The sequence below is a fragment of the Paraburkholderia sp. 2C genome, assembly GCF_054589215.1.
Genome location: NZ_BAAILL010000016.1, coordinates 1 through 25,993, shown reverse-complemented (window position 1 = coordinate 25,993; position 25,993 = coordinate 1). Strand labels below are relative to the sequence as shown.

The following is a 25,993-nucleotide window of genomic DNA, read 5'->3' as shown; positions in this document are numbered from 1 at the left end:
AAAGTTGCGCGTCATTTTTCGGCATCGACGAGACCGCGCACGAACCAGCGCTGCATCGCGAGCACGACGACGAGCGGCGGCAGCATCGCGAGCAGCGTCGCGGCCATCACGAGATGCCATTCGGTGGCGGTATCGCCCGAGGCGATCATGCTTTTGATGCCGATCACGGCCGTCATCAGCGACGCGTCGTTCGTGATCAGAATCGGCCACAAATACTGGTTCCAGCCGTAGATAAAGGTGATGACGAAGAGCGCCGCGATATTCGTCTTCGACAACGGCAGGACGATGTCCCAGAAAAAGCGCAGCGCGCCTGCGCCGTCGATGCGCGCGGCTTCCATCAGTTCGTCGGGCAGCGTCATGAAGAACTGGCGGAACAGGAAAGTCGCAGTTGCCGAGGCGATGAGCGGCAGCGTGAGGCCCGCATAGGTGTTGACCAGATGCAGCGACGACACGACCTGCACGGTCGGAAAGATCCGCACTTCGACCGGCAGCATCAGCGTGATGAAGATCAGCCAGAACGCGAGATTCCTGAATGGAAAGCGGAAGAACACGATCGCGAATGCGGAAATGATCGACACCGCGATCTTGCCGATCGAAATGACGAGCGCCATCACGAGGCTGTTCAATAGCATCGTGCCGAACGGGCTCGCCGCGTTGCCGCTGCCGTGGCGCCAGACGGTCGCGATGTTTTCGAACAGATGCGTGCCCGGCACAAGCGACAGCGGCACGCTGAATACTTCGTGCTCGTTCATCGTCGCCGCGCAGAAGGCGACGTACACCGGAAACACGACGAGCAGCACGCCGACGATCAGCACCGCGTGGCAAAACAGGTCGAAACCGCGGCGATTCTCGATCATGAGTATTGGACCCTGCGCTCGATAAAGCGGAACTGCACGACCGTCAGGCCGACGACGATCAGCATCAGCACGACCGATTGCGCGCCGGAACTGCCGATATCGAGCCCCTGGAAGCCTTCGGTGAAGATCTTGTAGATCAGCGTCTTGGTCGACTGAGCGGGGCCGCCGGCGGTCGCCGCATCGATAATCGGGAAGGTGTCGAAGAACGCATAGACGATGTTGACGACGAGCAGGAAGAAGCTGGTCGGCGACAGCAGCGGCAATGCGATGCCGCAGAAGCGGCGCACGGGGCCGGCGCCGTCGATGGCGGCCGCTTCGATCAGCGAACGGGGAATGGCCTGCAGGCCGGCATAGAAGAACAGAAAGTTGTAGCTGACCTGCTTCCAGACGGACGCGAGCACGACGAGGAACATCGCTTGCCCCGGGTTCAGCGCGTGATTCCACACGATGCCGTTTTTCGCGAGCGCGTAAGTGACGAGCCCGATGCTTGGGTTGAACAGAAACGCCCACAGCACGGCGGCGATGGCGGGCGCGACGGCGTACGGCCAGATCAGCAGCGTCTGATATGCCTTCGCGCCGCGCGTCACGCGGTCCGCGCAGGCGGCGAGCAGCAGCGAGATCGCAAGCCCGCTGACGGTGACGAGCGCGCTGAAGATCAGCGTCGTATTGAACGACGACAGATACAGCGGATCGTTGAATAGCTGACGGAAGTTCGCGAAGCCGACGAACACGCTCGACGTGCCGAATGCGTCCTGCGTTTGCGTCGATTGCCAGAGTGCGACGCCGGCGGGCCAGACGAAAAAGACGAGCGTGATGACGAGCTGCGGCGCGACAAGCAGGTACGGCAGCAGCCCGGCGCTGAAAGTCGAGCGTTTTTCCATCGAAGGGGGCCTCGAAGGGAACGTGAAGGTGAACGAGGCGCCGCGCGTTGCCCGCGCGGCGAGCAACGCCTAGTTGCCGGCCTTTTCGAAGCGGCGCAGCAGATCGTCGCCGCGCGAGACCGCCGAATCGAGCGCATCCTTTGGCGATTTCTTCTGCGCCCACACCTGCTCGAGTTCTTCGTCGATGACCGTGCGGATCTGCGGCATATTGCCCAGACGCAGGCCCTTCGTGTACGGCAGCGGCGGTTTATTCAGCATCTGTTTGATCGCGGTGTCGCTGCCGGGGTTCTTGTCGTAGAAGCCCTGCTGCTGCGTGAGCTGATACGCGGTCGTCGTGACCGGCAGGTAGCCGGTGTCCTGATGCCACTTCGCGGCGACCTGGGGCGAGGTCAGATACGCGAGAAACTTCGCGACGCCCTTATAAACGGCCGGATCCTTGCCTGACAGCACCCAGAGACTCGCGCCGCCGATTATCGCGTTCTGCGGTGCGCCTTTTACGCTCGGGTCGTACGGCATCATGCCGGTGCCGAAGTTGAACTTCGCGTACTTGCGGATCGTCGCGAGCGAGCCCGACGAGTTCGTGATGATTCCGCAGTCGCCGCTATAGAACTTCGAGACGGGCTCGTCCTTGCGTCCTGCGTAGGTGAACGTGCCTTCCTTCGCCATGTTCTGCAGGAACTGGATGTGGGCGACCTGCAGCGGCTTGTTGAATTCGAGTTGCGCGTTAAGACCGTCGAAGCCGTTGTTTTCGGTGGCGAACGGCGCCGCATGCCAGGCGCTGTAGTTTTCGAGCTGAATCCAGCTTTGCCAGCCCGACGAATAGCCGCACGACATGCCCGACGCTTTGAGCTTCTGCGCATCCTGTTCGACTTCGGGCCACGTTTTCGGCGGCTGGTTCGGGTCGAGGCCGGCCTTTTTGAACGCGTCCTTGTTGTAGTAGAGCACCGGCGTCGAGCTGTTGAACGGCATCGAGATCAGGTGGCCGGTTTTCGAGTCGCTGTAGTAGCTCGCGATGGTCGGCACGAAGGCGCGTTCGTCGAGCGGTATGCCGGCCTGTTTAAATACATCGGAGACGGGAATGACCGCCTTCTTCGCCTGCATCATCGTCGCGGTGCCGACTTCGTAGACCTGCAGGATCGCCGGCGCATTACCGCTGCGGTACGCGGCGATGCCGGCGGCGAGCGTCTGGTCGTAGGTGCCTTTGAAAACGGGGACGATCTTGTACTCGCTTTGCGACTTGTTGAAGTCGTTGGCGATGTCGTTCAGGCGTTCGCCGAGCGCAGCTTCCATGGCATGCCAGAACTGGATTTCGGTGGCGGCCTGCGCGCTGGGGCTGATGCTGACGCCCGCCGCGGCGAACGCGACGGTGATGGCGACGGAAAACGAACGGATGAGCGGCTTGCGATGCATCGAGTTGTCTCCTTTTGCTGGAACACGCTGCGCGATAAGGGTCGCGCGATTCTAGTTGCGGTCGATGACAGTCAGGCGGAAGTTATATTTCTGTTTGTAAAGATGGGGATGATAGCTGAGTGAAAACGCGCAAATTTAATGTTGCGGTCGGTGCCAAATGATTGGGGTATGGCGAACGGGTGGCACCGCCGCCCGTTCTGCTGCGCCGAGTCTGGAGCGTTGAGCCTAAAGCGCCGAATATTTCGTGGACTTTCCCTTTGCCTTTTCCACCGGATAACGCGCTTCGTTGAGCTTCAGCTTGTCGGCGGCGGCTTCGACAAGGTCGAAGCCGGCTTTTTCAGCGACCAGCATCAGGTACATGAGCACGTCCGCGCATTCGTGTTCGAGAGGCTTGCGCTGCACCGGGTCGGCGACAAGCGCGTCGATCTCGGCGTCGGTCTTCCACTGCACGGTTTCGAGCAGTTCGCCCGCCTCGATGCTCGCCGAAACGATCAGGTTGCGCAGCGTGTGGAATTGCTGCCAGTCGCGCGCGTCGCGGAAGGCGAGCAGTTGCTTTTGCAGGTCGTCGATCGTCATCGTGTTGTCCGGCATCGCGGGCAGGCGGGAGAGGTGCGCTTAGACGTTGAACAGGAAGTTCATCACATCCCCGTCGTGCACGATGTATTCCTTGCCTTCGGCGCGCATCTTGCCCGCTTCTTTCGCGCCCTGTTCGCCCTTGTACGCGATGTAATCGTCGAAGCCGATGGTCTGCGCGCGAATGAAGCCGCGCTCGAAATCCGTGTGGATCGCGCCCGCCGCCTGCGGTGCCGTATCGCCAATATGAATGGTCCACGCGCGCACTTCCTTCACGCCCGCCGTGAAGTACGTCTGCAGACCGAGCAGCTTGAAGCCCGCCCGAATCACGCGGTTCAGGCCCGGCTCGTCCATGCCCATGTCGGCGAGGAACACTTCCTTGTCTTCGTCGGCGAGGTCGGCGATTTCGGCCTCGATCGCCGCGCACACCGCAACCACCGGCGACTTCTCGCCTTCCGCGTACTGACGCACCGCGTCCAGATGCGGGTTGTTTTCGAAGCCGTCTTCCTTCACGTTCGCGACGTACATCGCCGGCTTCGCGGTAATCAGGCAGAACGGCTTGATGAGCGCCTGTTCTTCCTCGTTCAGATCGAGCCCGCGCACGGCCTTCGCCTGATCCAGTTGCGCGCGCACCTTTTCGAGCACCGCGGCGAGCTTGACCGCTTCCTTGTCGTTGCCCGACTTCGCGGCTTTCGCGTAGCGCGTGAGCGCCTTTTCGACGGTCGCGAGATCGGCGAGCGCGAGCTCGGTGTTGATCACTTCGATATCGGACAGCGGGTCGACCTTGCCTGCGACGTGAATCACGTTCTCGTCTTCGAAGCAGCGCACGACGTGCGTAATCGCGTCGGTTTCGCGGATGTTCGCGAGGAACTGGTTGCCGAGACCCTCGCCCTTGCTCGCGCCGGCCACGAGGCCCGCGATATCGACGAATTCGACGACGGCCGGCACGATGCGCTCGGGCTTCACGATCTCGGCGAGCGCCGTGAGCCGCTTGTCCGGTACTTCGACGACGCCGACGTTCGGCTCGATCGTGCAGAACGGATAGTTCTCGGCGGCGATGCCCGCCTTGGTCAGCGCATTGAACAGGGTGGACTTGCCGACGTTAGGCAGGCCGACGATGCCGCATTTGAGGCTCATGGAGTTTCTCTAAAAGACAGATGACGATGTGCTGCGCCGGGCAAGCGGACTCGCCGCTCGCGCGGCATGCGCTCCACACAATGCACAAGAGGCGAACCGGGCCGATTGAAACGGCCTCGTGACGGTGCCAACGACGGTGCCAACGAAGGCGCCAATGAAGGCGTGGATGAGGGCGCCGACGAAGGTACCGATACGCGCGGCTTCGAAAGAAAAGCCGTCTTGCAGACTGGGGCGGGCACGGGAAACCGCAATTGTAACCCTGACGGAGTGCGCGCTCCCGGCTTGCGGCGCGCCGGGCCGCAAGCCGGCGCGACGCCAGCCCGCACCGGCGCGTGCGCCACGCCCGCCGGCCCTCTCCGGCAACCCCGCGCGGCTATAATGCCCGCATGAATGCACACCACCAGACCTTCGACGCCGCGGTGATCGGCGGCGGGCTCGTCGGCAAGACGGCGGCGCTGGCGCTGACGCAGGCCGGCCTTCGTGTCGCGCTGCTTGCGCAGCACTGTGCGCCGCTTGCGCCGGACGCTGTCTTCGACTCGCGCATCTACGCGCTGTCGTCGAGTTCGCAGGCATTGCTCGAGCGGCTGCGCGTCTGGCAGGCGCTCGATACCCGGCGCCTCTCGCCCGTCTACGACATGCGTGTCTACGGCGACGCGCATGCCGAACTGCATTTCTCCGCGTTCCAGGCGGCCGTGCCGCAACTGGCGTGGATCGCCGAATCGTCGCTGATCGAGCAGGCGCTCGATTCCGCGCTGCGTTTCCAGCCGAACGTCACGTGGTTCGACGCGCGTGCGCAAGGGCTCGACGTGCAGACGAATGGCGCGACAATCGGTCTCGCGAACGGCAACGTGCTCGAAGCGGATCTCGTGGTCGGCGCCGACGGCGCGCATTCGTGGGTGCGCGCGCAGATCGGCTCGAAAGTCGACCGGCGCGATTACCGGCAAACCGGCGTGGTCGCCAACTTCAAGGCCGAGCGGCCGCACGGCGAGACCGCGTATCAGTGGTTCCGCGACGGCGAAATCATCGCGCTGCTGCCGTTGCCCGACGGCCATGTGTCGCTCGTGTGGTCCGCGCACACCGAACATGCCGAGCAGCTGATGGCGCTCGCGCCGGCGCGTCTCGCGGCCGAAGTCGAGCGCGTGACGATGAGCGCGCTCGGCGCGCTCGAATGCGTGACGCCGGCCAAAGGCTTTCCGCTCGCACTGCAGACGGTCGACCGGCTCGTCGCGCCGCGCGTCGCTCTGGTCGGCGACGCCGCGCATCTGATCCATCCGCTCGCCGGGCAAGGGATGAATCTGGGGCTGCGCGACGTCGCGTCGCTCGCCGATGTGATCGCGAAGAAAGAGGCGTTCCGCGATCTCGGCGACATGGTGCTGCTGCGCCGCTACGAGCGTTCGCGCAGCGAAGATATCCGCGCGTTGATGATCGCCACCGATGGTTTGCAAAGGCTTTTCGCCGTGCCCGGATTCGTGGCACGCGCGGTGCGCAATGTGGGCATGTCGTTCGTCGGCGCGCAACCGCTGATCAAACGCTGGCTCGTGTCGTCGGCGCTCGGCTGAGGCCGGCTGCCGGTGCCGGCTGGCCGGAGCCCGGAGCCCGACGCGGCAAGCGGGAACGAATACAGGATGAACGGCGCCCGCCCGCGCGGCTCTCTATAGGTAGAAGGGCGGGTAGAAGGGCGGGTTGAACGGCGCGTTGAACGGCGGGTTGAACAGCGTACGCGATCGCGCATGCAAATGCCGCACGTTTCGTGTGCAATGGCGGCATCGAACAAGGGAGTTCAATGATGAAGAAACGTATTCGCATAGCGGCGCTCGTGCTGACGGTCGCGGCCGTCGCACTGGGCTGCTCCGCGCAGGCCGACCAGACCACCGACAAGCTGAAGTCGACACTGCAGTCGCGCCTTGGCAGCGATGTCGAGATCAAGGGCGTGTCGAAGTCGCCGATCGCCGGTCTCTACGAGGTCAACCTCGGCTCGCAAATTCTGTATAGCGATGCAAACGGCGACTATCTCGTGCTCGGCGATCTCGTCGACGCGAAGACGCGCAAGAACCTCACCGAAGCGCGGCTTTCCGAGCTGAACCGCATCGACTTTGCGAGCCTGCCGCTCGCGAACGCGGTGAAAGTCGTGAAAGGCGACGGCAGCCGCAAGATCGCCGTGTTTTCCGATCCGAACTGCCCGTATTGCCGGCAGCTCGAGAACACGCTGAAGTCGGTCGATAACATCACCGTCTACACGTTCCTCTATCCGGTGTTGTCGCCGGATTCGACAGCGAAGGCCAAGTCGATCTGGTGTTCGACCGATCGCGCGAAGGCATGGGAATCGTGGATGACGGAGCGCCATGCGCCGACCGCCGCCGGCACCTGCGACACCGCCGCGATCGACAAGAACCTGTCGCTTGGCCAGTCGATGAACGTGAGCGGCACGCCGACGGTGTTCCTTGCCGACGGCACCCGCTTGCCGGGGGCAGTGCCCGCCGATCAGCTAAACAAGGCCCTGGCGAGCGTGCACTGACCGATGAAGCCGATCCGCTACGCCATCGTCCCAAAGCAACCTGCCGCGCATCTGTTCGACGTTTCCGTCACCGTCGCGGACCCCGATCCCGACGGTCAGCGCTTCATGCTCCCCGTGTGGATTCCGGGCAGCTACATGGTGCGCGAGTTCGAACGCAATATCGTCACGCTAAGTGCGTTCAACGACGCGGGCCGCAAGGTGCGCATCGACAAGACCGACAAGCACACATGGCACGCGGCGCCGGTGAAGGGCGCGCTGACGCTGCGCTATGAGGTTTATGCATGGGATATGTCGGTGCGGGCCGCGCATCTCGACGACACGACCGGCTTCTTCAACGGCACGAGCGTGTTTCTCGCTGCGCTTGGGCGTGAAGACGCGCCATGCATCGTCGATATCCGCAAGCCCGACGGTTCCGCGTATCGCGACTGGCGTGTCGCGACCGCGTTGCCGGAGGCGCGTGGGACGAAGCGCTACGGCTTCGGCGAGTATCAGGCGCAAAACTACGACGAACTCGTCGATCATCCGGTGACGCTCGGCGAATTCGCGCTCGCGACGTTCAAGGCGCATGGCGTGCCGCACGACATCGTGATTGCGGGACGCGTGATCGGGCTCGACATGCCGCGGCTCGCGGCCGATTTGAAACGCATCTGCGAAGCGCAGATTGCGCTGTTCGAGCCTCGCTCGCAGAAGGCGCCGGTCGACCGCTACGTGTTCATGACGCAAGCGGTCAGCGACGGTTACGGCGGTCTCGAGCATCGCGCCTCGACTGCGCTGATCTGCAATCGCACCGATTTGCCGGTGACGGGCCGCGAGGAAACGACCGACGGCTATCGCACCTACCTCGGCCTGTGCAGCCACGAGTACTTCCATACGTGGAACGTGAAGCGCATCAAGCCGGCCGCGTTCGCGCCGTACGATCTGACGCGCGAGAACTACACGACGCTGCTGTGGCTCTTCGAAGGCTTCACGTCCTACTACGACGATCTGATTCTCGTGCGCAGCGGCGTGATCAGCGAAGACGACTATCTGACGATGGTCGGCAAGACGATCGGCAGCGTGCTGCGCGGCAGCGGACGTCTGAAGCAGAGCGTCGCCGAAAGCTCGTACGACACATGGGTCAAGTACTACCGGCAGGACGAGAACGCGTCGAATGCGATTGTCAGCTACTACACGAAGGGCTCGCTCGTCGCGCTTGCGTTCGATCTGACGATTCGTGCTCAGACCGGCCACCGCCGCTCGCTCGACGATGTGATGCGCCTGCTGTGGCAGCGCTATGGACGTGATTTTTATCGCGGCAAGCCGGTGGGCGTCGAAGAGGGCGACATCGAGGCCCTGTTTGCCGAGGCGACCGGCGCCGATCTCGCGGACATCTTTGCGCAGGGCGTGCACGGTACGCGTGATTTGCCGCTTGCTGAACTGCTTGCGCCGGCCGGCATCGAGCTCGCGCCGGATGCGGGGAAGAACGGTAAGCCGTCGCTCGGCGCGCGCGTGCGCGGCGGCGCGGAATGCGCGCTGGCCGTGGTGTTCGACGGCGGAGCGGCGCAGAAGGCCGGTTTGTCGGCTGGCGATGTGCTCGTCGCCATCGACGGGCTGCGTGTGACCGGCGCGAATCTCGACGCGCTGCTCGGACGTTATGTGCCCGGTGCGAAGGTGGAGGTGCATGCGTTCCGGCGCGACGAGCTGCGCGTCGCGCACCTGAAGCTCGACGAGCCGGAAGTGCTGCGCTACAAGCTGACCGTGACGGGCGATGCGAAGGGCGAGGCGGCGGCGGGAAAATCCGGCAAAGCAGGGAAATCGGGCAAGGCGGGCAAGGCGGATAAGCCTGCGAAGTCTGCGGGGAAATCGGGCGACAGCCGTGGCGGATCTGCCGCCGCGCGCGGCTGGCGCGGCCGCTGGCTGGGGAGTTGAGCGGCGGTGGCGCGCCGCGGCGCGTCCACTATCTGGCACGATTGTCCCACCAGTGCAACAATCCGTCGCCGCGGCACTACTTTTTCAAGGATCGCTGAGAATTCAGAATGGCTCCCAATCGCGCAACACACAGCGCGTCCCTTACTGGATGGAGTCAAAGATGACCACGATTCTTCAGATCAACTCGGCCGCCCGCTCGCAAGGCGCTCAGTCGACGCTGCTGTCCAACGAACTCACCGAAAAACTGCAACAGTCGAATCCCGGCGCGCGCGTCGTCGTCCGCGATCTGTATAGCGATGCGCTGCCGCACCTCGACGACAACGTGCTCGGCGCGTTCTTCACGCCGGCCGACCAGCGCACGGCGGAGCAGCAAGCGATTGCCGCGCGCAGCGACGCGCTGATCGCCGAGCTGCAGGCTGCCGATATCGTCGTGATCGGCGCGCCGCTGTACAACTTCGGCATCTCGACGCAGCTGAAGACGTACTTCGATTTCATTGCACGCGCCGGCATCACGTTCAAGTACGGTGCGACCGGTCCGGAAGGCCTCGTGAAGGGCAAGAAGGTGTATGTCGTGTCGGCGCGTGGCGGCAAGTATCTGGGCACGCCGGGCGATTCGCAGACGCCGTATCTGCAGACGTTCCTCGGCTTCCTCGGTATGACCGACGTGACCTTCATCTACGCGGAAGGCCTGAATATGGGGCAGGACGTGGCAGCGGCGGCGCTCGCCGGTGCACGTGAGGCGATTGCGGCTGCTGTGTAATCTGCAATTCGGAAAGCCATCCCACGAGGTTCAGGACGCGGGCAACATCATCTGCCCCGCGTCAGAACGCAAACGCCGCGGAACACGATTCCGCGGCGTTTTTTGTTTGGGCGGTGCGATTGGCGATTGGCGAGTGTGCGATCGGGGCGGTGCGGGCGCGTTGCCCCTGCGTCAGGCGAGCACTTGCGCTTCGTCGGGCAGCCGCCAGTCGATCGGCTTGCGGCCGTGCGCTTCGAGATATTCGTTGGCCAGCGCGAAATGCCGGCAGCCGAGAAACCCGCGGTGCGCGGAGAGCGGCGACGGGTGCGGCGCCTCCAGCACGCAATGAGGTACACCACGTGCGGGATCGGACTTGCCGTCGAGCAGCGCGCGCTTGGCCTGTGCGTGCGAACCCCACAGCATGAACACGAGCCCTTCATGGCGCATCGCAAGTTCGTGGATCAGCGTGTCGGTGCACTTTTCCCAGCCGCGCTTCGCGTGACTCGCCGCCTGATTGCGCTCCACCGTCAGCACGGTGTTCAGCAGCAGCACGCCTTGCTTCGCCCATGCATCGAGACAGCCGTGCGCGGGCGACGCGTAGCCGAGACTCGCGGCGATTTCCTTGAAGATATTGCGTAGCGACGGCGGCGGCCGCACGGCGGGCGGCACTGAAAACGCGAGGCCGTGCGCTTGTGGCGTGCCGCGATCTTCGCCGTGATACGGGTCCTGGCCGAGGATTACGACTTTCACGTCGTCAGGGCTGGTCAGGCGCAGCGCGCGGAACACGTCGGCCGGGTAGACGGTCTTGCCGGCCGCCCGTTCGCCATCGACGAAACGGCACAGCGATGCGTAGGCGTCGCTATCGATAAACGACTTGAGATGCGCGCGCCACGCAGGCGGAAGGGCATCGAACTGCGCTTCGAGGGGCGGCGCAGCGGAACGGGGAGACGTGTCCGGCGCCGAAGTGGGTGCCCCGGTATTCGACGCGGACGTTTCTTCGCTGTCTTCGTTAAATAGCGAGCGCTGTGACGAAGAAGCGGAGCGGGAGCGGGTAGCGGAGGTCATGGCCGAAGAGTGTCGCAGCTAATGCGATGCGGCTCAAGTGGCCGGCGCATAGCTCATCGCACCTCGCATCGCACAACCCATCGCTCACGCCGTACCGCTGCTGCCGGGTTCCCGCAACTGATAGCCCCGCTGCGCCTTGCTGGTATCTTCCGGCGCAAGCCCCGGCACGCTCGCCATCAGCTCGGCCGCAAACGCGTGCAAGGCGGCCTCGTCGCCGCTTTTCAGTTCGAGTTCGACTTCGCAGATGGGCGCGCGGCGCGTCGAGCCTTCGACATCCGCGACAATCTCGCCGCGGTCGATCGCCGCTTCGATATGCGTGCCGTGATGGACCACAAGCCACAGCGTGCGCGTGAAATTCGTGCGAAACAGTTCGATGACCTGCGGCGCCGCGTTGCGCAATGCCGCGGCGGCCTCCGCGTCGTCGCAGACTTTCAGCAGCGCGTCGATTTCGAGCGCCGGCCCGGCGACCGGCATTTCCCATTCGTGACGGCTATGCATGCCGGACTGCGCGGTGCCGACCGTCTTGAACGTCTGCAGCCAGCTATCGGGCGTGCGGCGCAGCCGCAGTGCGCTTTTCGAGCGGGCGAGCGCCAGCGACGGTGTATCGAAGTAGAGATTGTCGAGCGCGAGCGGCTGGCCGGTCTCTCCCGTGCGCGCGGTCAGCCATTGCGACGCTGCGTCAGCCTGATCGGCCGGCAGCGCGAGTTTGATTTCGCGTTCGATTCCCATCGATTACTCCGTTCCGTGCTTCAACGTTTCAACCGCCATATTCCATGGGCCGCGCCGCAGGTTGCGCAGCCCGTGGTCCCGCCCCGGAAACGCGCGTCAGAAAAACATCCGCGCGAGTTCGACGCCCGGTTCGTCGGCGCGCATAAACGCCTCGCCGACGAGGAACGTATTGACATCGAGCGCACGCAGCCGTTCGACGTCGACGCGCGACAGAATGCCCGATTCGGTGACGACAATCCGCTCGTCGGGAATCATCTCGAGCATGTCGATCGTCGTATCGAGCGACGTTTCGAACGTGCGCAGATTGCGGTTGTTGATGCCGATCAGCGGCGTCTTCAGCGTGAGCGCTTCGACGAGTTCGTTCTTGTCGTGCACTTCGACGAGCACGGCGAGCCCCAGCGAATGCGCGAACGCTTCGAGTTCCTCCATCTGCGACGTTTCGAGCGCGGCGGCGATCAGCAGGATCGCATCGGCGCCCATCGCACGCGCTTCGACAACCTGATACGGGTCGATGATGAAGTCCTTGCGCAGCACCGGCAAGTCGCACGCGGCGCGCGCCTCTTCCAGATACGCGGCGCTGCCCTTGAAGAACTGTACGTCGGTGAGCACCGACAGACACGCCGCGCCATGCTGCGCATACGAGCGCGCAATCTCGGCGGGCACGAAATGCTCGCGGATCACGCCTTTCGACGGACTGGCTTTTTTCACTTCGGCGATCACGGCCGGTTTGCCCGCCGCATGTTTCGCGCGCAATGCGCCGACGAAATCGCGATGGTCGCGCGCCGACGCCTCGAGCCGCAGTTCTTCGAGCGGCGCGCTTTGCTCGGCGGCGCGCACTTCCGCGCGCTTGACGTCGATGATGCGTTCGAGAATATCGCTCATGGCCGCTCCGATACGAAAACCGATACAAAAGTGATTGCTTGCATTTAACGCTTGAATTGCTGGGTGAAGCGCACGAGCTCGTCGACCTTGGCACGCGCGCGGCCGCTCGCAATGGTTTCGCGCGCCAGCTCGATGCCCGATGCAATCGATGACGACACATTCGCCGCATACAGCGCCGTGCCCGCATTGAGCACGACAATCTCGCGCGCGACGCCCGGCTGGTTGTCGAGCGCTTCGAGCAGCATCACCTTCGACGCCGCCGCATCGGCCACCTTCAGCGTGCGGTTCGACACCATCTGCATGCCGAAATCTTCGGGATGAATCTCGTACTCGTGCACTTCGCCGTCGCGCAGCTCGCCGACGAGCGTCGCGGCGCCGAGCGACACTTCATCCATGCCGTCCTTGCCGTACACGACAAGCACGTGCTTTGCGCCGAGCCGCTGCATCACACGCACCTGAATGCCGACGAGGTCCGGGTGAAACACGCCTTGCAACTGGTTCGGCGCGCCGGCGGGATTGGTCAGCGGACCGAGAATATTGAAGATCGTCCGCACGCCGAGTTCGCGGCGCACGGCCTGCACGTTCTTCATGGCCGGATGATGGTTCGGCGCGTACATGAAGCCCATGCCCGTTGCCGCGATCGATTCGGCCACCTGTTGCGGCTGCAGCTCGATATTGACGCCGAGCGCCTCGAGTACGTCCGCGCTGCCCGACTTGCTCGACACGCCGCGATTGCCGTGCTTCGCGACTTTCGCGCCGGCGCCCGCGGCCACGAACATCGTCGCCGTCGAGATATTGAACGTATGCGCGCCGTCGCCGCCGGTGCCGACGATATCGACGAAATTCGAGCTGTCTTCCACGTCGACGTGATGCGCGAATTCGCGCATCACGGTCGCCGCCGCGGCGATTTCACCGATCGTTTCCTTCTTCACGCGCAAACCGGTGAGGATCGCCGCGCTCTGCGCCGTCGTGAGCTCGCCGCGCATGATGAGCCGCATCAGATGCAGCATTTCGTCGTGAAAGATCTCGCGATGCTCGATCGTGCGCTGCAGCGCTTCCTGTGGCGTAATCATGTCGCCTCCCCTTGACCTTGTTGTTTTAGCTCGACGTGGCCGCGGCGTCCGCGCGTTTCGACTGCTTGATAAAGTTTTCGAGCAGCGCGTGGCCGTGTTCGGACAGGATCGATTCCGGGTGGAACTGCACGCCTTCGACCGCGAGCGTCTTGTGCCGCACGCCCATGATCTCGCCGTCGGGCGTCCATGCGGACACTTCGAGGCAATCGGGCAGCGATTCGCGCTCGATCGCGAGCGAGTGATAGCGCGTGACCGTGAAGTGCTTCGGCAGGTCGGCGAACACGCCTTTGCAGTCGGTTTCGATCTGGCTCACCTTGCCGTGCATGATGGTCTGCGCGCGCACGACGCGGCCGCCGAACGCTTCGCCGATCGCCTGATGGCCGAGGCACACGCCGAAAATCGGAATCTTGCCGGAGAACTCGCGCAGCACGTCGAGCGTGATGCCCGCGTGCTGCGGGTTGCTCGGGCCCGGCGACAGGCAGATGCGCTCGGGGTTCAGCTTCGCGATTTCACCGATCGTGATTTCGTCGTTGCGATAGGTCCGCACGTCTTCGCCGAGTTCGCCGAAGTACTGGACCAGGTTATAGGTGAACGAGTCGTAGTTGTCGATCATCAGCAGCATGGTCTTTCTCCGGTCAGAAGTCGCTATCGAGGCCGTCTTGCACCTGCTCGGCGGCACGCAGTACCGCGCGCGCCTTGTTCTCGGTCTCCTGCCATTCGGATTCGGGGACTGAGTCCGCGACCACGCCCGCGGCGGCCTGCACATACAGATTGCCGTTGCAGATCACGCCGGTGCGGATCGCAATGGCCAGGTCCATATCGCCGGTGAACGACAGGTAGCCGACCGCGCCGCCGTACAAACCGCGCTTGACCGGTTCGAGTTCGTCGATCAGCTCCAGCGCGCGTACCTTCGGCGCGCCGGACAGCGTGCCGGCCGGGAACGTCGCGCGCAGCACGTCGAAGTTCGTGATCTCCGGCTTCAGTTTCCCTTCGACCGAGCTCACGATGTGCTGCACGTGCGAGTACTTTTCGATCGCCATCTTGTCGGTGACGACTACCGAGCCAATCTGCGCGATGCGGCCGACGTCGTTGCGCGCGAGGTCGATCAGCATCACGTGCTCGGCGATTTCCTTCGGATCGTTCAGCAGTTCGTGGGCGAGTTCGGCGTCGCGCTCGGGCGTGTTGCCGCGCGGGCGCGTGCCGGCGAGCGGGCGGATCGTCACGATGCGGTCTTCGCCGCGCTTTTCCTGACGCACGAGAATTTCCGGCGATGCGCCCACCACGTGGAAATCGCCGAAGTTGTAGTAGTACATATACGGCGACGGGTTCAGCGAACGCAGCGCGCGGTATAGCGAAAGCGGATTGTCGCGGTACGGCTTGGTCAGACGCTGGCCGACCTGCACCTGCATCAGCTCGCCGGCCGCGATGTATTCCTTCGCCTTGCGCACGGCCGCGAGGTAATCGTCCTTCTTGAACTCGCGATAGATCTCGGTGCGCACACTCGCCGACGTCACGGGCGGCTGCACCGACACGCGCAACCGCTGGCGCAGTTCGCGCAGGCGCTGTTTGGCGCGCGTGTACGCTTCGGGCGCGGTCGGGTCGACATAGACGACGAGATACAGCTTGCCCGCGAGATTGTCGATGACCGCGACTTCTTCAGTCAGCAGCAACTGGATGTCGGGCAGATTCAGATCGTCCGGCGGCGCGCCGTGCGCGAGCTTCTTCTCCATGTAGCGCACCGCGTCGTAGCCGAAGTAACCGGCGAGGCCGCCTGCGAAGCGCGGCAGGCCCGGGCGTTGCGCGACCTTGAAGCGCTTCTGGAACTGCTGGATGAATTCGAGCGGGTCGCCTTCGTGCGTTTCGACGACCTTGCCGTCCTTCACGACTTCCGATACGCCGTTGCGCGTGCGCACGAGCGTGCGTGCCGGCAGGCCAATAAACGAGTAGCGCCCGAAGCGCTCGCCGCCGACCACCGATTCGAGCAGAAACGAGTTCGCGCCGTTGCGCTCGGATTGCGCGAGCTTCAGATATAGCGACAGCGGCGTTTCGAGGTCCGCGAGCGCTTCGGCGATCAGCGGAATGCGGTTGTAGCCCTCGTTCGCGAGAGACTGGAATTCGAGTTCGGTCATGTTCCGATCCTGTTCGTACGTCCGGCCGCGGCGGGCGTCGGACAAAGCGGGGCGTTGCGCTGCCGGTCGGGCTCGCGATTCGAAACGATGAATTTGACCGGCGCGCGCTTTCCTGACAATGCGTATTTGCCTTCACCGTGGACCGCGAATGTACACCACGGACACGACGGCTGCGCAATGAGGCAGCGCAACAAGGCGACGCAATGAAAGAAATCTTGAAACAGGAAAGCGCACGGTGCGCAGCGAACTAAAAAACGTGGCTGAAGAAGACAAGCTTCAGCGAACCTCGACGAGAGGTTAGCGCGACCAGCGACGCCAGGGCCATGCTCCCCGGTCGATGCTGCTCAGACTCCGTTTTCTGTTCAGAAACATGAAGAAGGACTGTTGGTCAGTGAGGGTTTCAGGCGACGATGATGCTTAGGATTTTGCCGCGGGTTTCGCCTCGGGTTTCGCCTCGGGTTTCGCCTCGGGTTTCGCCTCGGGTTTCGCCTGATTATGTGCTGCGATGGCTTTTGCGGCCTCGAGCAGTGACGCCACTATACCATCCGACTTGATGGTTTGCACAGCCTGGCCATGGTTGTAGCCGTACGGCAGCGTGAGGGTCGCCATGCCGGCCGCGCGGCCCGCGAGCGCGTCGTTCTCCGAATCGCCGATCGCGACCGTCGCTTGCGGCGGCACCTGCATTGCGTCGCACGCGGCGAGCATCGGCAGCGGATCGGGCTTCTTCTTCGCGAGACTGTCGCCGCCGATCACCACGCTAAAGAGCGGAAAAAGCTGGTACTGCTTCAGCAGTTCGATTGCGAACCGGTGCGGCTTGTTGGTGACGCACGCGAGCTTGAGACCCGCGTCGCGCAGCGCGGCGAGGCCCGCTTCGACGTCCGGATAGAGCCGCGTGTGCAGCCCGTTGATCTTCGCGTACTCGGCCTGATAGATGGCGAGCGCCTCGTCGAAGCGGTCCTGCGCGTGATCGGCCGGAAAGCGCGGCGCGAGCACGCTGCGGATCAGATGTTCCGAGCCCTTGCCGACATAGCCGATTACTTCCTCGCGCGACGTTTCTTCCGCGTCGAGTTGCGCGAGCATGCCGTTCAGGCCGGCGGTGAAGTCGTCGGCCGTATCGACCATCGTGCCGTCCAGGTCGATGATCGCCGCAACGAGACGTGGCGCGGACAACACGGGGGCGGCGTAGCGAGGAGGCGTCGTCGTCATGTCGGTGTCGGTATCGGGGTTAGTGCTCGATGTGGGCGATGGCGGAGCGCATCTGGCTGATGATTGTCTTGTAGTCAGGGTGGCCGAAAATCGCCGAGCCGGCGACAAAGGAATCGGCACCCGCGGCCGCGATTTCCGCGATGTTGTCGATTTTCACGCCGCCGTCCACCTCGAGATGAATCTCGCGACCGGTTTTCTCGCGATAGGCGTTGATGCGAGCGCGCGCTTCGCGCAGCTTGTTCAGTGCTTCGGGAATGAACGACTGCCCGCCGAAGCCCGGATTCACGGACATGATCAGCACGAGGTCGATGCGGTCCATCACGTGGTCGAGGTAGCTGAGCGAGGTCGCGGGGTTGAACACGAGGCCGGCCTTGCAGCCGTGATCGCGAATCAGCGTGAGCGTGCGGTCGATATGTTCGGACGCTTCGGGGTGGAAGCTGATCACGTTCGCCCCGGCTTTCGCGAAGTCGGGCACGATGCGGTCGACCGGCTTGACCATCAGGTGTACGTCGATCGGCACCTGCACATGCGGGCGGATCGCTTCGCACACGAGCGGGCCGATCGTCAGGTTCGGGACGTAGTGATTGTCCATCACGTCGAAGTGGATCCAGTCGGCGCCGGCGGCGACCACGTTGCGGACTTCTTCACCGAGCCGCGAGAAATCAGCGGACAGAATGCTGGGGGCGATATGGAATTTCGTCATGACGAGAGGGCCCGGACAGTTGCGCGAGAAGCGTTATTTTAACGTCACATGCGCGTGAAAGCCTTGTCCGCGCTTTGCCCCCGCTGTGTACGGGCAGTCGACGCGGTTGCGGGCGTGCGTTTCATCAAGCAGAATGCCAAGTCATCACGAACCGCGCCTGTCGCACCACTCTGAAATCAGGCAAAACAGGATGAGCCAGTACCAATTCAGCGTGTCATCGCAGGTGCGTTACCTGCCTGACGAGTCGGACCCGGAACGCCGGCAATATGCGTTCGCCTACACGCTGACAATCCGCAATACCGGTCAGGCGCCCGCGCAACTGATCGCCCGCCATTGGGTGATTACAGATAGTGAAAACCACGTTCAGGAAGTGAAAGGATTGGGCGTGGTCGGGCATCAGCCGCTTCTCAAGCCTGGCGAGCAATTCGAGTACACGAGCTGGGCCGTGATCGCGACCCCCGTCGGTACGATGCGCGGCGAGTATTTCTGCGTGGCGGAAGACGGCGAGCGTTTCGAAGCGCCGGTACCCGAATTCGTTTTGCGCATGCCGCGCACGCTGCATTGAAGCGGCGCGGTTTCATTTCCCGTTTTTTCCGGCCGGTGAGCGGTGCGCCTCGTGGTGCGCCAGGTGGTGCGCTAGGTCGCGTGCTACGTGGTATGGGCCGCTGCGCGCGTGGTGGCGCGATGGAAGGCGTGGTTAGCCGCGCGGCGGCTGTTGCGTGGGCGCTGGTGCCTGCGCGGTTCGCTGCTGCGCGTTTTGCACCTGCTGCGCCTGTTCTCTCAGTTGTTGTTCCTTGCGTGCCAGTTTCTTTTTACCCGACGTGGTCCACACCACGATGAAGACGAGTAGAAACAGCGCCAGAAATGACTCCAGCGCAAAAATGAGCATCGGATATTCGTCGAGCAGATCAGACATGTCGGTTTCCATCAAGAACGAACATTGTATGCGGTTTATCCGCGGCGCCGCGTGGTGGGCCGCGACGGTTTCGATGGCGGCGATCCTTGCCGCGTGCGGCGGACGCGAGGCAGTTCGCCCGCTGGCGAATGCGCCGACCGGTGCGGCGATCATTCCAGGACAAATCGCCGCAGCGCGGCTCACGCCCGTTGCATGGCAACAGGTACCGGGCTGGCAGGACGATTCGCTGATCGGCGCGACGGCCGCCTTGCGGCAGAACTGCGTGCGGCTGGCGCGTCAGGCGAACTGGCAGCGTGCGTGCGTGGCGGCCGAACGGATCGACGATCTCGACGTCGCCGGCGCGCGGACCTTCTTCGAACAGTACTTCACGCCTTACCAGTTCGCGAACACCGACGGCACGCTCGACGGCCTCGTGACCGGATATTACGAGCCGCTGCTGCACGGTTCGCGCACCCGTCATGGTATCTACCAGACGGCGCTTTATCGCTGGCCGTCCGGCTATCGCGCGGGTGCGGCGCTGCCGGCGCGCGCTCAGCTCGAGCGTTCGGGCGTACTCGACGGCAACGAGCTCGTCTGGGTCGACGATCCGATCGAAGCGTTTTTCCTGCAGGTGCAAGGGTCGGGGCGCGTTGTGATGGAAGACGGCAGCGTGATGCGGGTCGGCTTCGGCGGGACGAATAATCAGCCGTACCGGTCGATCGGCCGATGGCTGCTCGACCAGCGCGAGATCACGCCTGCGCAGGCGACGATGCAGGGCATCAAGGCGTGGGCGCGCGCGAATCCGTCGCGCGTCGATGCCTTGCTCGACACGAATCCGCGATTTGTGTTTTTCCGCGAGATGGTGTCGGGCGAGACGGCGCCGGCCGGTGGCGCCGACGGTCCGATCGGCGCACTGGGCGTGCCGTTGACGCCCGAGCGTTCGATTGCCGTGGACCCGTCGTCGATCCCGCTCGGCACGCCGGTCTTTCTGCAGACCACGCGGCCGCTGACCAACGCACCGATGAATCGCCTCGTCTTTGCGCAGGACACGGGAACGGCGATTAAAGGCGGCGTGCGTGCCGACTACTTCTGGGGCCTCGGCGACGAAGCGGGCGACCTCGCCGGCAAGATGAAGCAGACCGGGCGCATGTGGTTACTGCTGCCGAATTCTTAAGCGTTGGATTGTGGTTGAGTTGGGCTGGGTTGCGGTGTGCTCGTGAGAGCGCGAGTACGGGTGCGAGCGCGGTGCGGTGCGGGTGCGGTGCGGGTGCGAGCGCGGGAGTGCGCGAATTTGCCGCGGGCCGGTCATGCGGCTGTCGGTTCATGCGCGCGCCTGACGCTTGTCGATCACGCGGCGTGCCTTGCCGACCGAGCGCTCGATGCCGTTCACCGCTAGCACGTTGACGACAGCCGTCACGCCGATCAGCGCCTTGATGTCGTAGACGAGCGCCTGTTGCGCCGCGCGCAGTGCCGCGATATCCGCCGCTGTCGTGGAAGACGGCTCGACGTTGACCGTCATCACGTCGAGCGGTCCTTGCTTCGTCAGCATGATCTGATAGTGCGGCGCGAGCGCATGCTGTTTGAGCAGCAGTTCTTCAATCTGCGTTGGGAATACGTTGACGCCGCGCACGATCATCATATCGTCGCAGCGCCCCGTGACTTTCTCCATACGGCGCATGGTGCGTGCGCTGCCGGGCAACAGACGCGTCAGGTCGCGCGTCCGGTAGCGGATGATCGGCAGCGCTTCCTTCGTCAACGACGTGAACACGAGTTCGCCGAACTCGCCGTCGGGCAATGCCTCACCGGTCTCCGGGTCGACGATCTCCGGGTAGAAGTGATCTTCCCAGATGGTCGGGCCATCCTTCGTCTCGACGCATTCCGATGCGACACCTGGCCCCATCACTTCGGACAGACCATAGATGTCCACCGCATCGATGCCCATGCGCGCTTCGATCGCGCGGCGCATATCGTTGGTCCACGGCTCGGCGCCGAAGATGCCGATTCGCAATGAGCTGCGCGCGGGATCGATGCCTTGCCGCTCGAGTTCTTCGGCAATCGACAGCATGTAGCTGGGCGTCACCATAATGATGTCGGGTTGGAAGTCCTGGATCAATTGGACCTGTTTTTCGGTCTGGCCGCCGCCGAACGGGATGACGGTGAGTCCCGCGCGTTCTGCGCCGTAGTGCGCGCCGAGTCCGCCTGTGAAGAGACCGTAGCCATAACTGACGTGGACCTTGTCGCCGGGCTGCGCGCCTGCTGCGCGGATCGAACGTGCGACGAGCGTGGCCCATGTGTCGATGTCGTGTGCGGTGTAGCCGACGACGGTCGGCTTGCCCGTCGTGCCCGACGACGCGTGGATGCGTGCAACGCGGTCTTGCGGCACGGCGAAGAGGCCGAAGGGGTGGTTGTCGCGCAAGTCCTGCTTCGTTGTGAACGGGAAGCGGGATAGGTCCGCGAGCGTTTTCAGCTCGGACGGGTGGACGCCGGCTTCGTTGAACTTGCGGCGATATACCGGCGAGTTTTCGTATGCATGCGCGAGCGACCATTTGAGCCTGTCGAGCTGTATCGAGGCAAGCTCGTCGCGGCTCGCTATTTCGATTGCGTCGAGCGGAAGCGAGGGCATTGGAAGGCTCCTTGTCGATTGCGGGCGTTCAGGTGCGCTGGCTGCATGGGCCGCATGGGTCGCGTGCGCATGCATTGTCGCCTGAATGCGAGGTTGGCTGTGGTATGCGCGGAGTGACGTTAGCGACGTGGCGTGTTGCGATACGACGCGGCGTTACGAGGCGCACGAGGCGCACGAGGCGCACGAGGCGCACGAGGCGCACGAGGCGCACGAGGCGCACGAGGCGCACGAGGCCCGCGAGGCCCACGAGGCCCGCGAGGCCCACGAGGCCCACGAGGCCCACGAGGCCCACGAGGCCCACGAGGCGCCGCGGCGCCCGTCGTTGACGGGTTTCGCCGTCACCCGTCCGCGGGGATTACCGTCCCTCTGATTTGCGAAGATTTGCCACGGAACATCGCGACGGTTTCGTTCGCCTGATTGGTGACGCGAATGTCGTAGATGCCCGTGCGCCCCGTCATCGATTGTTCGACGGCTTCCGCTGTCAACGTGTCGCCACCGTGCGCGGGTCGCAAAAATTCGATCGAGCAGCCGGATGCGACGGTGTTGATGTTGCGCGAGTTGCACGCAAACGCGAACGCGGAGTCGGCGAGCGTGAAAATGAGCCCGCCGTGGCAGATGCGGTGGCCGTTCAGAAAGTCCGCGCGCACGCGCATTTGCATCCGCGCGTAGCCTTCGCGCACTTCGAGCAGCTCGATACCGAGCGCGCGGCTGCATGCATCGGCTTCGAACATCGCGGCGGCCGTGGCGCGTGCGACTTCGTCGGCGGACATCGGCGCGTCGCGTTCCGGCTGCCGCGGTTGCGTAGGTTGCGTCGACATGTCAGAGGCCCCCGAATCGCGGCACGCGCTTTTCGATGAACGCGCGCACGCCTTCCGCGTAATCGTGCGACGTGCCGAGTTCGCGTTGCAGATCGCGTTCGACATCGAGTTGCTGATCGAGTGTTTCTGTCATGCCGCTACGCATCGCGAGCCGGGTCGCGACGATTGCCTGCGTCGACTGTTTAGCGAGTTGCGCGGCGAGTTCCGAGGCGCTCGTTGCCAACTCGCCGTCGTCGATGGCTTGCCAGATGAGTCCCCAGCTTTCCGCCTTTTCGGCGGAGAGCTTGTCGCCGGTGATCGCGAGGCCCAGTGCGCGCGCGAGACCGACGCGGCGCGGCAGGAACCAGGTGCCGCCCGAATCGGGCACGAGCCCGATTTTGACGAACGCCTGAATGAAGCTTGCCGAGCGTGCCGCGAGCACGATGTCGCAAGCGAATGCGAGATTCGCACCCGCACCTGCGGCCGTGCCGTTGACCGCGGCGATGACCGGCATTGGCATTGCCTGAAGGCGGCGGATCAGCGGATTGAATTGCCGGTCGATAACCTCGCCGAGGTCGGTCATCGAGCCGGGCGTGAAGTCGAGGTCGGCGAGATCCTGACCCGCGCAAAAGCCGCGGCCGGCGCCGGTGATTACCAGCGCGCGCGCGCTTGAGGCTTGCGCTTCGGCCAGCGCGGCGGCGAGCTCCTCATGCATCCTGCGCGTGAAGCTGTTGAGCTTGTCGGGACGGTTTAGCGTAATCGTCACGACATGGCTTGTCGAGTCATTGACTACGCGAATTGCTTCATATGCCATCGGTCGTCTCCTTGCGCGGCGGATGCGGAATTGCGTCGCTGCTGCTGCGAGCGCGCGCGGTGCACGGTTCGATTGCTATCACATTCGGAACCGCGTTTCTTCCATGCGCAACTCTCTGGGCGCGCCGATTCACCCGGACCTAGTTCGGATTCCTGCGGTTACCCTTGCAGCACTTCGGGGTCGACGAGAACGCGACCCTTGAAACATGTTAGAGCGCAGCGCCGTTCTGCAACAGTCGGCCAAAAGGCATATGCCGTTCGGCTGACTTACGCGGCGACCGTTTTGGGTTCAACATGAGCGCGGCTTTGAACGATACGGAATCGATTGGCGACAAACGCGGCGTCGCTCAGCGTCGCATTGGCCGCAGGGTTCGCGCCGGTGCCATGGAAATCGGAGAACGCAGCAGACTGATTGACGAATACGCCACCCGTCAGGTTGATCGACAGCGCAACGCCGCCGCGCAGCGACGCTTCATGCGCTAGCTCGATTACGCCGTCGTCGGTGCTGTAGACGGAAAGCGTCAACGCGCCGTGTTCGGCCGCCGTGCGCGCGGCAAGCTCGAGCGACTGGTTGGTCGAATCGGTCGCGATAACAAACGAAATCGGCCCGAACCATTCCTGGGTGAACTGGGCTGAATCGGCGGCGGCGTCCAGTTGCAGAATGAGCGGCGTGCGCACGCGCGCATCGGCAAAAACCGGATGCGCGAGTGCACGGCTATCGAGCAGCACGCGGCCGAGCTGGCGAGCTTTGTCGATTCGCTGGACGACGCCTTCGTTTTGCACAGCACCGAGAAGCTCGACCGCTTTCGCACTATCGGCGAGCAAGCGGTCGACGGCGGTGACTAAAGTTTGCGCAACGGCGTCGAAGGTCATCGTGCCCTCGGCGGTTTCGATGCCCGCGCGCGGTACGTAGATGTTTTGCGGAGCAGTGCACATCTGGCCCGAGTACAACGCGAGCGAAAACGCGATATTGCGCGCGGCGGCTTTAATGTCGTCGACCGAGTCGATCACAATCTGGTTCACCCCGGCCTTTTCGGTGAACACGTGCGCCTGATGTGCGTGGCGTTCGAGCCAGGTGCCGTGCTGCGTGCTGCCGGTGAAGTCGATCAGCTTGATCTCGTCGCGCACGGCGAGGTTCTGAACCAGTTCGCCGTCGTTCGGCTCGGTTGCAAGCAAGGTCACGACGTTCGGATCGAAGCCGGCTTCGCGCAGAACGTCGCGTGCGATGCGAACCGTCATGGCGAGCGGCAGGATCGCGCCCGGATGCGGCTTGACGATCGCCGTGTTGCCGGTCGCAAGATCGGCGAACAGGCCAGGGTAGCTGTTCCATGTTGGAAACGTGCAGCAGCCGAGCACGAGGCCGGCGCCGCGCGGGACGACCGTGAAGCGCTTCTTCATTGCTAGCGGCGGGTTTTTGCCTTGCGGCTTCTCCCAGTGCGCGTCGGACGGGACGCGGCGCAGCTGGTCCCATGCATAGGCGATCGCTTCGAGCGCGCGGTCCTGTGCATGCGGGCCGCCCGCCTGAAAGGCCATCATGAACGCCTGGCCGGTCGTGTGCATGACCGCGTAGCCGATCTCGAAGCTCGCCCGATTGAGTCGCGCAAGAATTTCGAGGCTCACGCCGACCCACGCCTTCGGACCGGCGTTTCGCCAGACGCGCTGCGCGGCTGCCGCTGCGTCGATCAGCGCATCGACATTGGCACCCGGATACCGTATGCCAAGCGGAAAGCCGAACGGCGACAACTCGGAGCCGACCGTGCTGCCGCTGGTTGGCTGGTCGATCTCGAAGGTGCTGTTCAGGCACGCGCGGAACGCGGCTTCGCCATCCGCATTAGCGGTTTCCCCGTACACTTTGGGGCTGGGCATTTCGGCAAATGGGCTCCAGTAACCGCGTGCATCAATGGCGGCGAGCGCTTTTTGCAGCGTGTCTTCGTGCTTGAGGAATAGCGGATGGGTCATGGCGGAAGCCGTGCTGAACAGGTTAGGAAGGTCCCGTCAAATAATTGACCGACCGGTTGGTTGGTAAATGTTAGCATTGTTGGTGGCGTGCGCGAACACATTTCGCGTGCTTTCGGTACAACCTCGGAGGTTGCATGGCATACGAAAACATCCTGGTCGAAACAAGAGGCCGGGTCGGTCTCATCACGCTGAATCGACCGAAGGCGCTCAATGCGCTAAGCGACGCATTGATCGATGAACTGGGCGAAGCGCTGCACGCGTTCGATGCGGACGAAAACATCGGGGCAATGATCATCACCGGCAGCGAGAAGGCGTTTGCTGCAGGGGCCGACATTGCGATGATGTCGAAGTACTCCTATATGGACGCGTACAAGAACGACTACATCACGCGCAACTGGGAGGCGGTGCGCCGTATCCGCAAGCCGATTATTGCCGCGGTGGCGGGGTTTGCATTGGGCGGCGGCTGTGAGCTGGCGATGCTGTGCGACATCATCATCGCTGCGGATACCGCGAAGTTCGGTCAACCTGAAATCAAGCTTGGCATCATGCCCGGCGCAGGGGGAACGCAGCGATTGCCGCGTGCCGTTTCTAAAGCGAAGGCGATGGACATGTGTCTGACGGCCCGTTTCATGGATGCGGACGAAGCCGAGCGCGCCGGATTGCTGTCGCGTGTCGTGCCGGCAGCGTCGTTGCTCGACGAGGCGATTTCAGCGGCCGCGACGATTGCGGAGTTTCCTTTGCCCGCGGTGATGATGGTGAAGGAGTCGATCAACAGCGCGTATGAAACGACACTGGCAGAAGGCGTGCGTTTCGAGCGTCGTCTGTTCCATTCGCTGTTCGCGACGGAGGACCAGAAAGAGGGGATGGCTGCGTTCCTCGAGAAGCGCAAACCGGTGTTTAAGCATCAGTAGAAGGGCGGTCTTCAAATACCACTTGCACGTGCTTTGCCGAGTGGCTAGAATCGCCGTCTTTCGCGCTTTTGATGGTCTCTTTGTGAGGCGCGGTTGACGAAAGCGCGGGGAAACGAAGCAGGCGGGATCGCCAGTCATGGCGGGGCTTTCGCGGGGTCTGGCAGGGTGGAAGGAAGTTAAAAACCTGT

At 63.5% G+C, this 25,993-nt stretch carries 26 protein-coding genes; 7 read left to right on the top strand and 19 right to left on the bottom strand.

The window, feature by feature from the left end; translation table 11 throughout:
- Positions 1-11 precede the first annotated feature (11 nt).
- From ugpE to ychF, 5 genes are all read right to left on the bottom strand, one after another.
- Complete coding sequence (gene ugpE, locus ACYPXD_RS03945) at positions 12-857, bottom strand: sn-glycerol-3-phosphate ABC transporter permease UgpE (protein WP_459707713.1); 846 nt, start codon at positions 855-857, stop codon at positions 12-14.
- Positions 854-1,738: a sn-glycerol-3-phosphate ABC transporter permease UgpA gene (gene ugpA, locus ACYPXD_RS03940; RefSeq protein WP_459707711.1), complete on the bottom strand. Its 885-nt coding sequence runs from the start codon at positions 1,736-1,738 to the stop codon at positions 854-856. The genes ugpE and ugpA overlap by 4 nt, the downstream gene beginning before the upstream one ends.
- A 69-nt stretch (positions 1,739-1,807) precedes the next feature.
- Positions 1,808-3,148 (bottom strand): sn-glycerol-3-phosphate ABC transporter substrate-binding protein UgpB, encoded by a 1,341-nt coding sequence (gene ugpB, locus ACYPXD_RS03935; RefSeq protein ID WP_459707709.1) that lies wholly within the window; start codon positions 3,146-3,148, stop codon positions 1,808-1,810.
- A gap of 225 nt (positions 3,149-3,373) precedes the next feature.
- Entirely contained in the window at positions 3,374-3,724 is a 351-nt protein-coding gene (locus ACYPXD_RS03930) for a nucleotide pyrophosphohydrolase (RefSeq protein ID WP_459707707.1), read from the bottom strand.
- A gap of 39 nt (positions 3,725-3,763) precedes the next feature.
- Positions 3,764-4,858, bottom strand: a complete 1,095-nt coding sequence (gene ychF, locus ACYPXD_RS03925) for a redox-regulated ATPase YchF (RefSeq protein WP_459707705.1) — start codon at positions 4,856-4,858, stop codon at positions 3,764-3,766.
- Positions 4,859-5,244: 386 nt separating this feature from the next.
- On the opposite strand from ychF, the gene ACYPXD_RS03920 reads away from it, so the two are divergent.
- From ACYPXD_RS03920 to ACYPXD_RS03905, 4 genes are all read left to right on the top strand, one after another.
- On the top strand, positions 5,245-6,417 hold the full coding sequence (locus ACYPXD_RS03920) for a UbiH/UbiF family hydroxylase (RefSeq protein ID WP_459707703.1): 1,173 nt from the start codon (positions 5,245-5,247) through the stop codon (positions 6,415-6,417).
- A 227-nt stretch (positions 6,418-6,644) separates the two neighbouring features.
- Entirely contained in the window at positions 6,645-7,373 is a 729-nt protein-coding gene (locus ACYPXD_RS03915; protein ID WP_459707701.1) for a DsbC family protein, read from the top strand.
- A 3-nt stretch (positions 7,374-7,376) separates the two neighbouring features.
- Complete coding sequence (locus ACYPXD_RS03910) at positions 7,377-9,281, top strand: M61 family metallopeptidase (RefSeq protein ID WP_459707699.1); 1,905 nt, start codon at positions 7,377-7,379, stop codon at positions 9,279-9,281.
- Between the two features lie 160 nt (positions 9,282-9,441).
- A complete protein-coding gene (locus ACYPXD_RS03905; RefSeq protein ID WP_459707697.1) occupies positions 9,442-10,041 on the top strand; it encodes an FMN-dependent NADH-azoreductase in 600 nt (199 codons plus the stop codon).
- A 171-nt stretch (positions 10,042-10,212) separates the two neighbouring features.
- Here ACYPXD_RS03905 and ACYPXD_RS03900 read toward each other — a convergent pair whose 3' ends face one another.
- The 8 genes from ACYPXD_RS03900 to rpe all read right to left on the bottom strand — a co-directional run bounded on the left by ACYPXD_RS03900 (position 10,213) and on the right by rpe (position 17,807).
- Positions 10,213-11,085, bottom strand: coding sequence for a uracil-DNA glycosylase (locus tag ACYPXD_RS03900; protein WP_459707695.1), 873 nt, complete (start codon positions 11,083-11,085; stop codon positions 10,213-10,215).
- Between the two features lie 84 nt (positions 11,086-11,169).
- The gene (locus ACYPXD_RS03895) at positions 11,170-11,814 is read right to left on the bottom strand and encodes a CYTH domain-containing protein (protein WP_459707692.1); all 645 of its coding nucleotides are present in this window, start codon (positions 11,812-11,814) and stop codon (positions 11,170-11,172) included.
- A gap of 96 nt (positions 11,815-11,910) precedes the next feature.
- Positions 11,911-12,696 (bottom strand): indole-3-glycerol phosphate synthase TrpC, encoded by a 786-nt coding sequence (trpC, locus tag ACYPXD_RS03890; RefSeq protein WP_459707689.1) that lies wholly within the window; start codon positions 12,694-12,696, stop codon positions 11,911-11,913.
- 44 nt (positions 12,697-12,740) lie between these two features.
- A complete protein-coding gene (gene trpD, locus ACYPXD_RS03885) occupies positions 12,741-13,769 on the bottom strand; it encodes an anthranilate phosphoribosyltransferase (protein WP_459707687.1) in 1,029 nt (342 codons plus the stop codon).
- 25 nt (positions 13,770-13,794) lie between these two features.
- Positions 13,795-14,391 carry an aminodeoxychorismate/anthranilate synthase component II gene (locus ACYPXD_RS03880; protein ID WP_459707685.1) on the bottom strand — a complete coding sequence of 199 codons (597 nt, stop codon included), beginning with the start codon at positions 14,389-14,391 and terminating at the stop codon, positions 13,795-13,797.
- A 13-nt stretch (positions 14,392-14,404) separates the two neighbouring features.
- Complete coding sequence (gene trpE / locus ACYPXD_RS03875; protein WP_459707682.1) at positions 14,405-15,898, bottom strand: anthranilate synthase component I; 1,494 nt, start codon at positions 15,896-15,898, stop codon at positions 14,405-14,407.
- 417 nt (positions 15,899-16,315) lie between these two features.
- Positions 16,316-17,104, bottom strand: a complete 789-nt coding sequence (locus tag ACYPXD_RS03870) for a phosphoglycolate phosphatase (RefSeq protein ID WP_459707680.1) — start codon at positions 17,102-17,104, stop codon at positions 16,316-16,318.
- Positions 17,105-17,123: 19 nt separating this feature from the next.
- A complete protein-coding gene (gene rpe, locus ACYPXD_RS03865) occupies positions 17,124-17,807 on the bottom strand; it encodes a ribulose-phosphate 3-epimerase (RefSeq protein ID WP_459707678.1) in 684 nt (227 codons plus the stop codon).
- A gap of 190 nt (positions 17,808-17,997) precedes the next feature.
- Here rpe and apaG point away from each other — a divergent pair, with 190 nt between their 5' ends.
- Complete coding sequence (apaG, locus tag ACYPXD_RS03860; protein WP_075158250.1) at positions 17,998-18,372, top strand: Co2+/Mg2+ efflux protein ApaG; 375 nt, start codon at positions 17,998-18,000, stop codon at positions 18,370-18,372.
- 132 nt (positions 18,373-18,504) lie between these two features.
- On the opposite strand, the gene ACYPXD_RS03855 is transcribed toward apaG, so the two are convergent.
- Positions 18,505-18,723, bottom strand: a complete 219-nt coding sequence (locus tag ACYPXD_RS03855) for a hypothetical protein (protein WP_459707675.1) — start codon at positions 18,721-18,723, stop codon at positions 18,505-18,507.
- On the opposite strand from ACYPXD_RS03855, the gene mltA reads away from it, so the two are divergent.
- A complete protein-coding gene (mltA, locus tag ACYPXD_RS03850) occupies positions 18,644-19,876 on the top strand; it encodes a murein transglycosylase A (protein WP_459707672.1) in 1,233 nt (410 codons plus the stop codon). The genes ACYPXD_RS03855 and mltA overlap by 80 nt on opposite strands.
- 147 nt (positions 19,877-20,023) lie before the next feature.
- On the opposite strand, the gene paaK is transcribed toward mltA, so the two are convergent.
- The 5 genes from paaK to paaN form a co-directional block, all read right to left on the bottom strand.
- Positions 20,024-21,325 carry a phenylacetate--CoA ligase PaaK gene (gene paaK / locus ACYPXD_RS03845; RefSeq protein WP_459707670.1) on the bottom strand — a complete coding sequence of 434 codons (1,302 nt, stop codon included), beginning with the start codon at positions 21,323-21,325 and terminating at the stop codon, positions 20,024-20,026.
- Positions 21,326-21,353: 28 nt separating this feature from the next.
- Entirely contained in the window at positions 21,354-21,626 is a 273-nt protein-coding gene (locus ACYPXD_RS03840) for a hypothetical protein (RefSeq protein WP_459707668.1), read from the bottom strand.
- A gap of 37 nt (positions 21,627-21,663) precedes the next feature.
- The gene (paaI, locus tag ACYPXD_RS03835; protein WP_459707665.1) at positions 21,664-22,143 is read right to left on the bottom strand and encodes a hydroxyphenylacetyl-CoA thioesterase PaaI; all 480 of its coding nucleotides are present in this window, start codon (positions 22,141-22,143) and stop codon (positions 21,664-21,666) included.
- A gap of 1 nt (position 22,144) precedes the next feature.
- A complete protein-coding gene (gene paaG, locus ACYPXD_RS03830) occupies positions 22,145-22,936 on the bottom strand; it encodes a 2-(1,2-epoxy-1,2-dihydrophenyl)acetyl-CoA isomerase PaaG (RefSeq protein ID WP_459707662.1) in 792 nt (263 codons plus the stop codon).
- A gap of 266 nt (positions 22,937-23,202) precedes the next feature.
- Positions 23,203-24,894, bottom strand: a complete 1,692-nt coding sequence (gene paaN / locus ACYPXD_RS03825) for a phenylacetic acid degradation protein PaaN (protein WP_459707658.1) — start codon at positions 24,892-24,894, stop codon at positions 23,203-23,205.
- 134 nt (positions 24,895-25,028) lie between these two features.
- Between paaN and ACYPXD_RS03820 the strand changes: the two genes are divergently transcribed.
- The gene (locus tag ACYPXD_RS03820; RefSeq protein ID WP_459707656.1) at positions 25,029-25,805 is read left to right on the top strand and encodes an enoyl-CoA hydratase; all 777 of its coding nucleotides are present in this window, start codon (positions 25,029-25,031) and stop codon (positions 25,803-25,805) included.
- Positions 25,806-25,993: the final 188 nt, after the last annotated feature.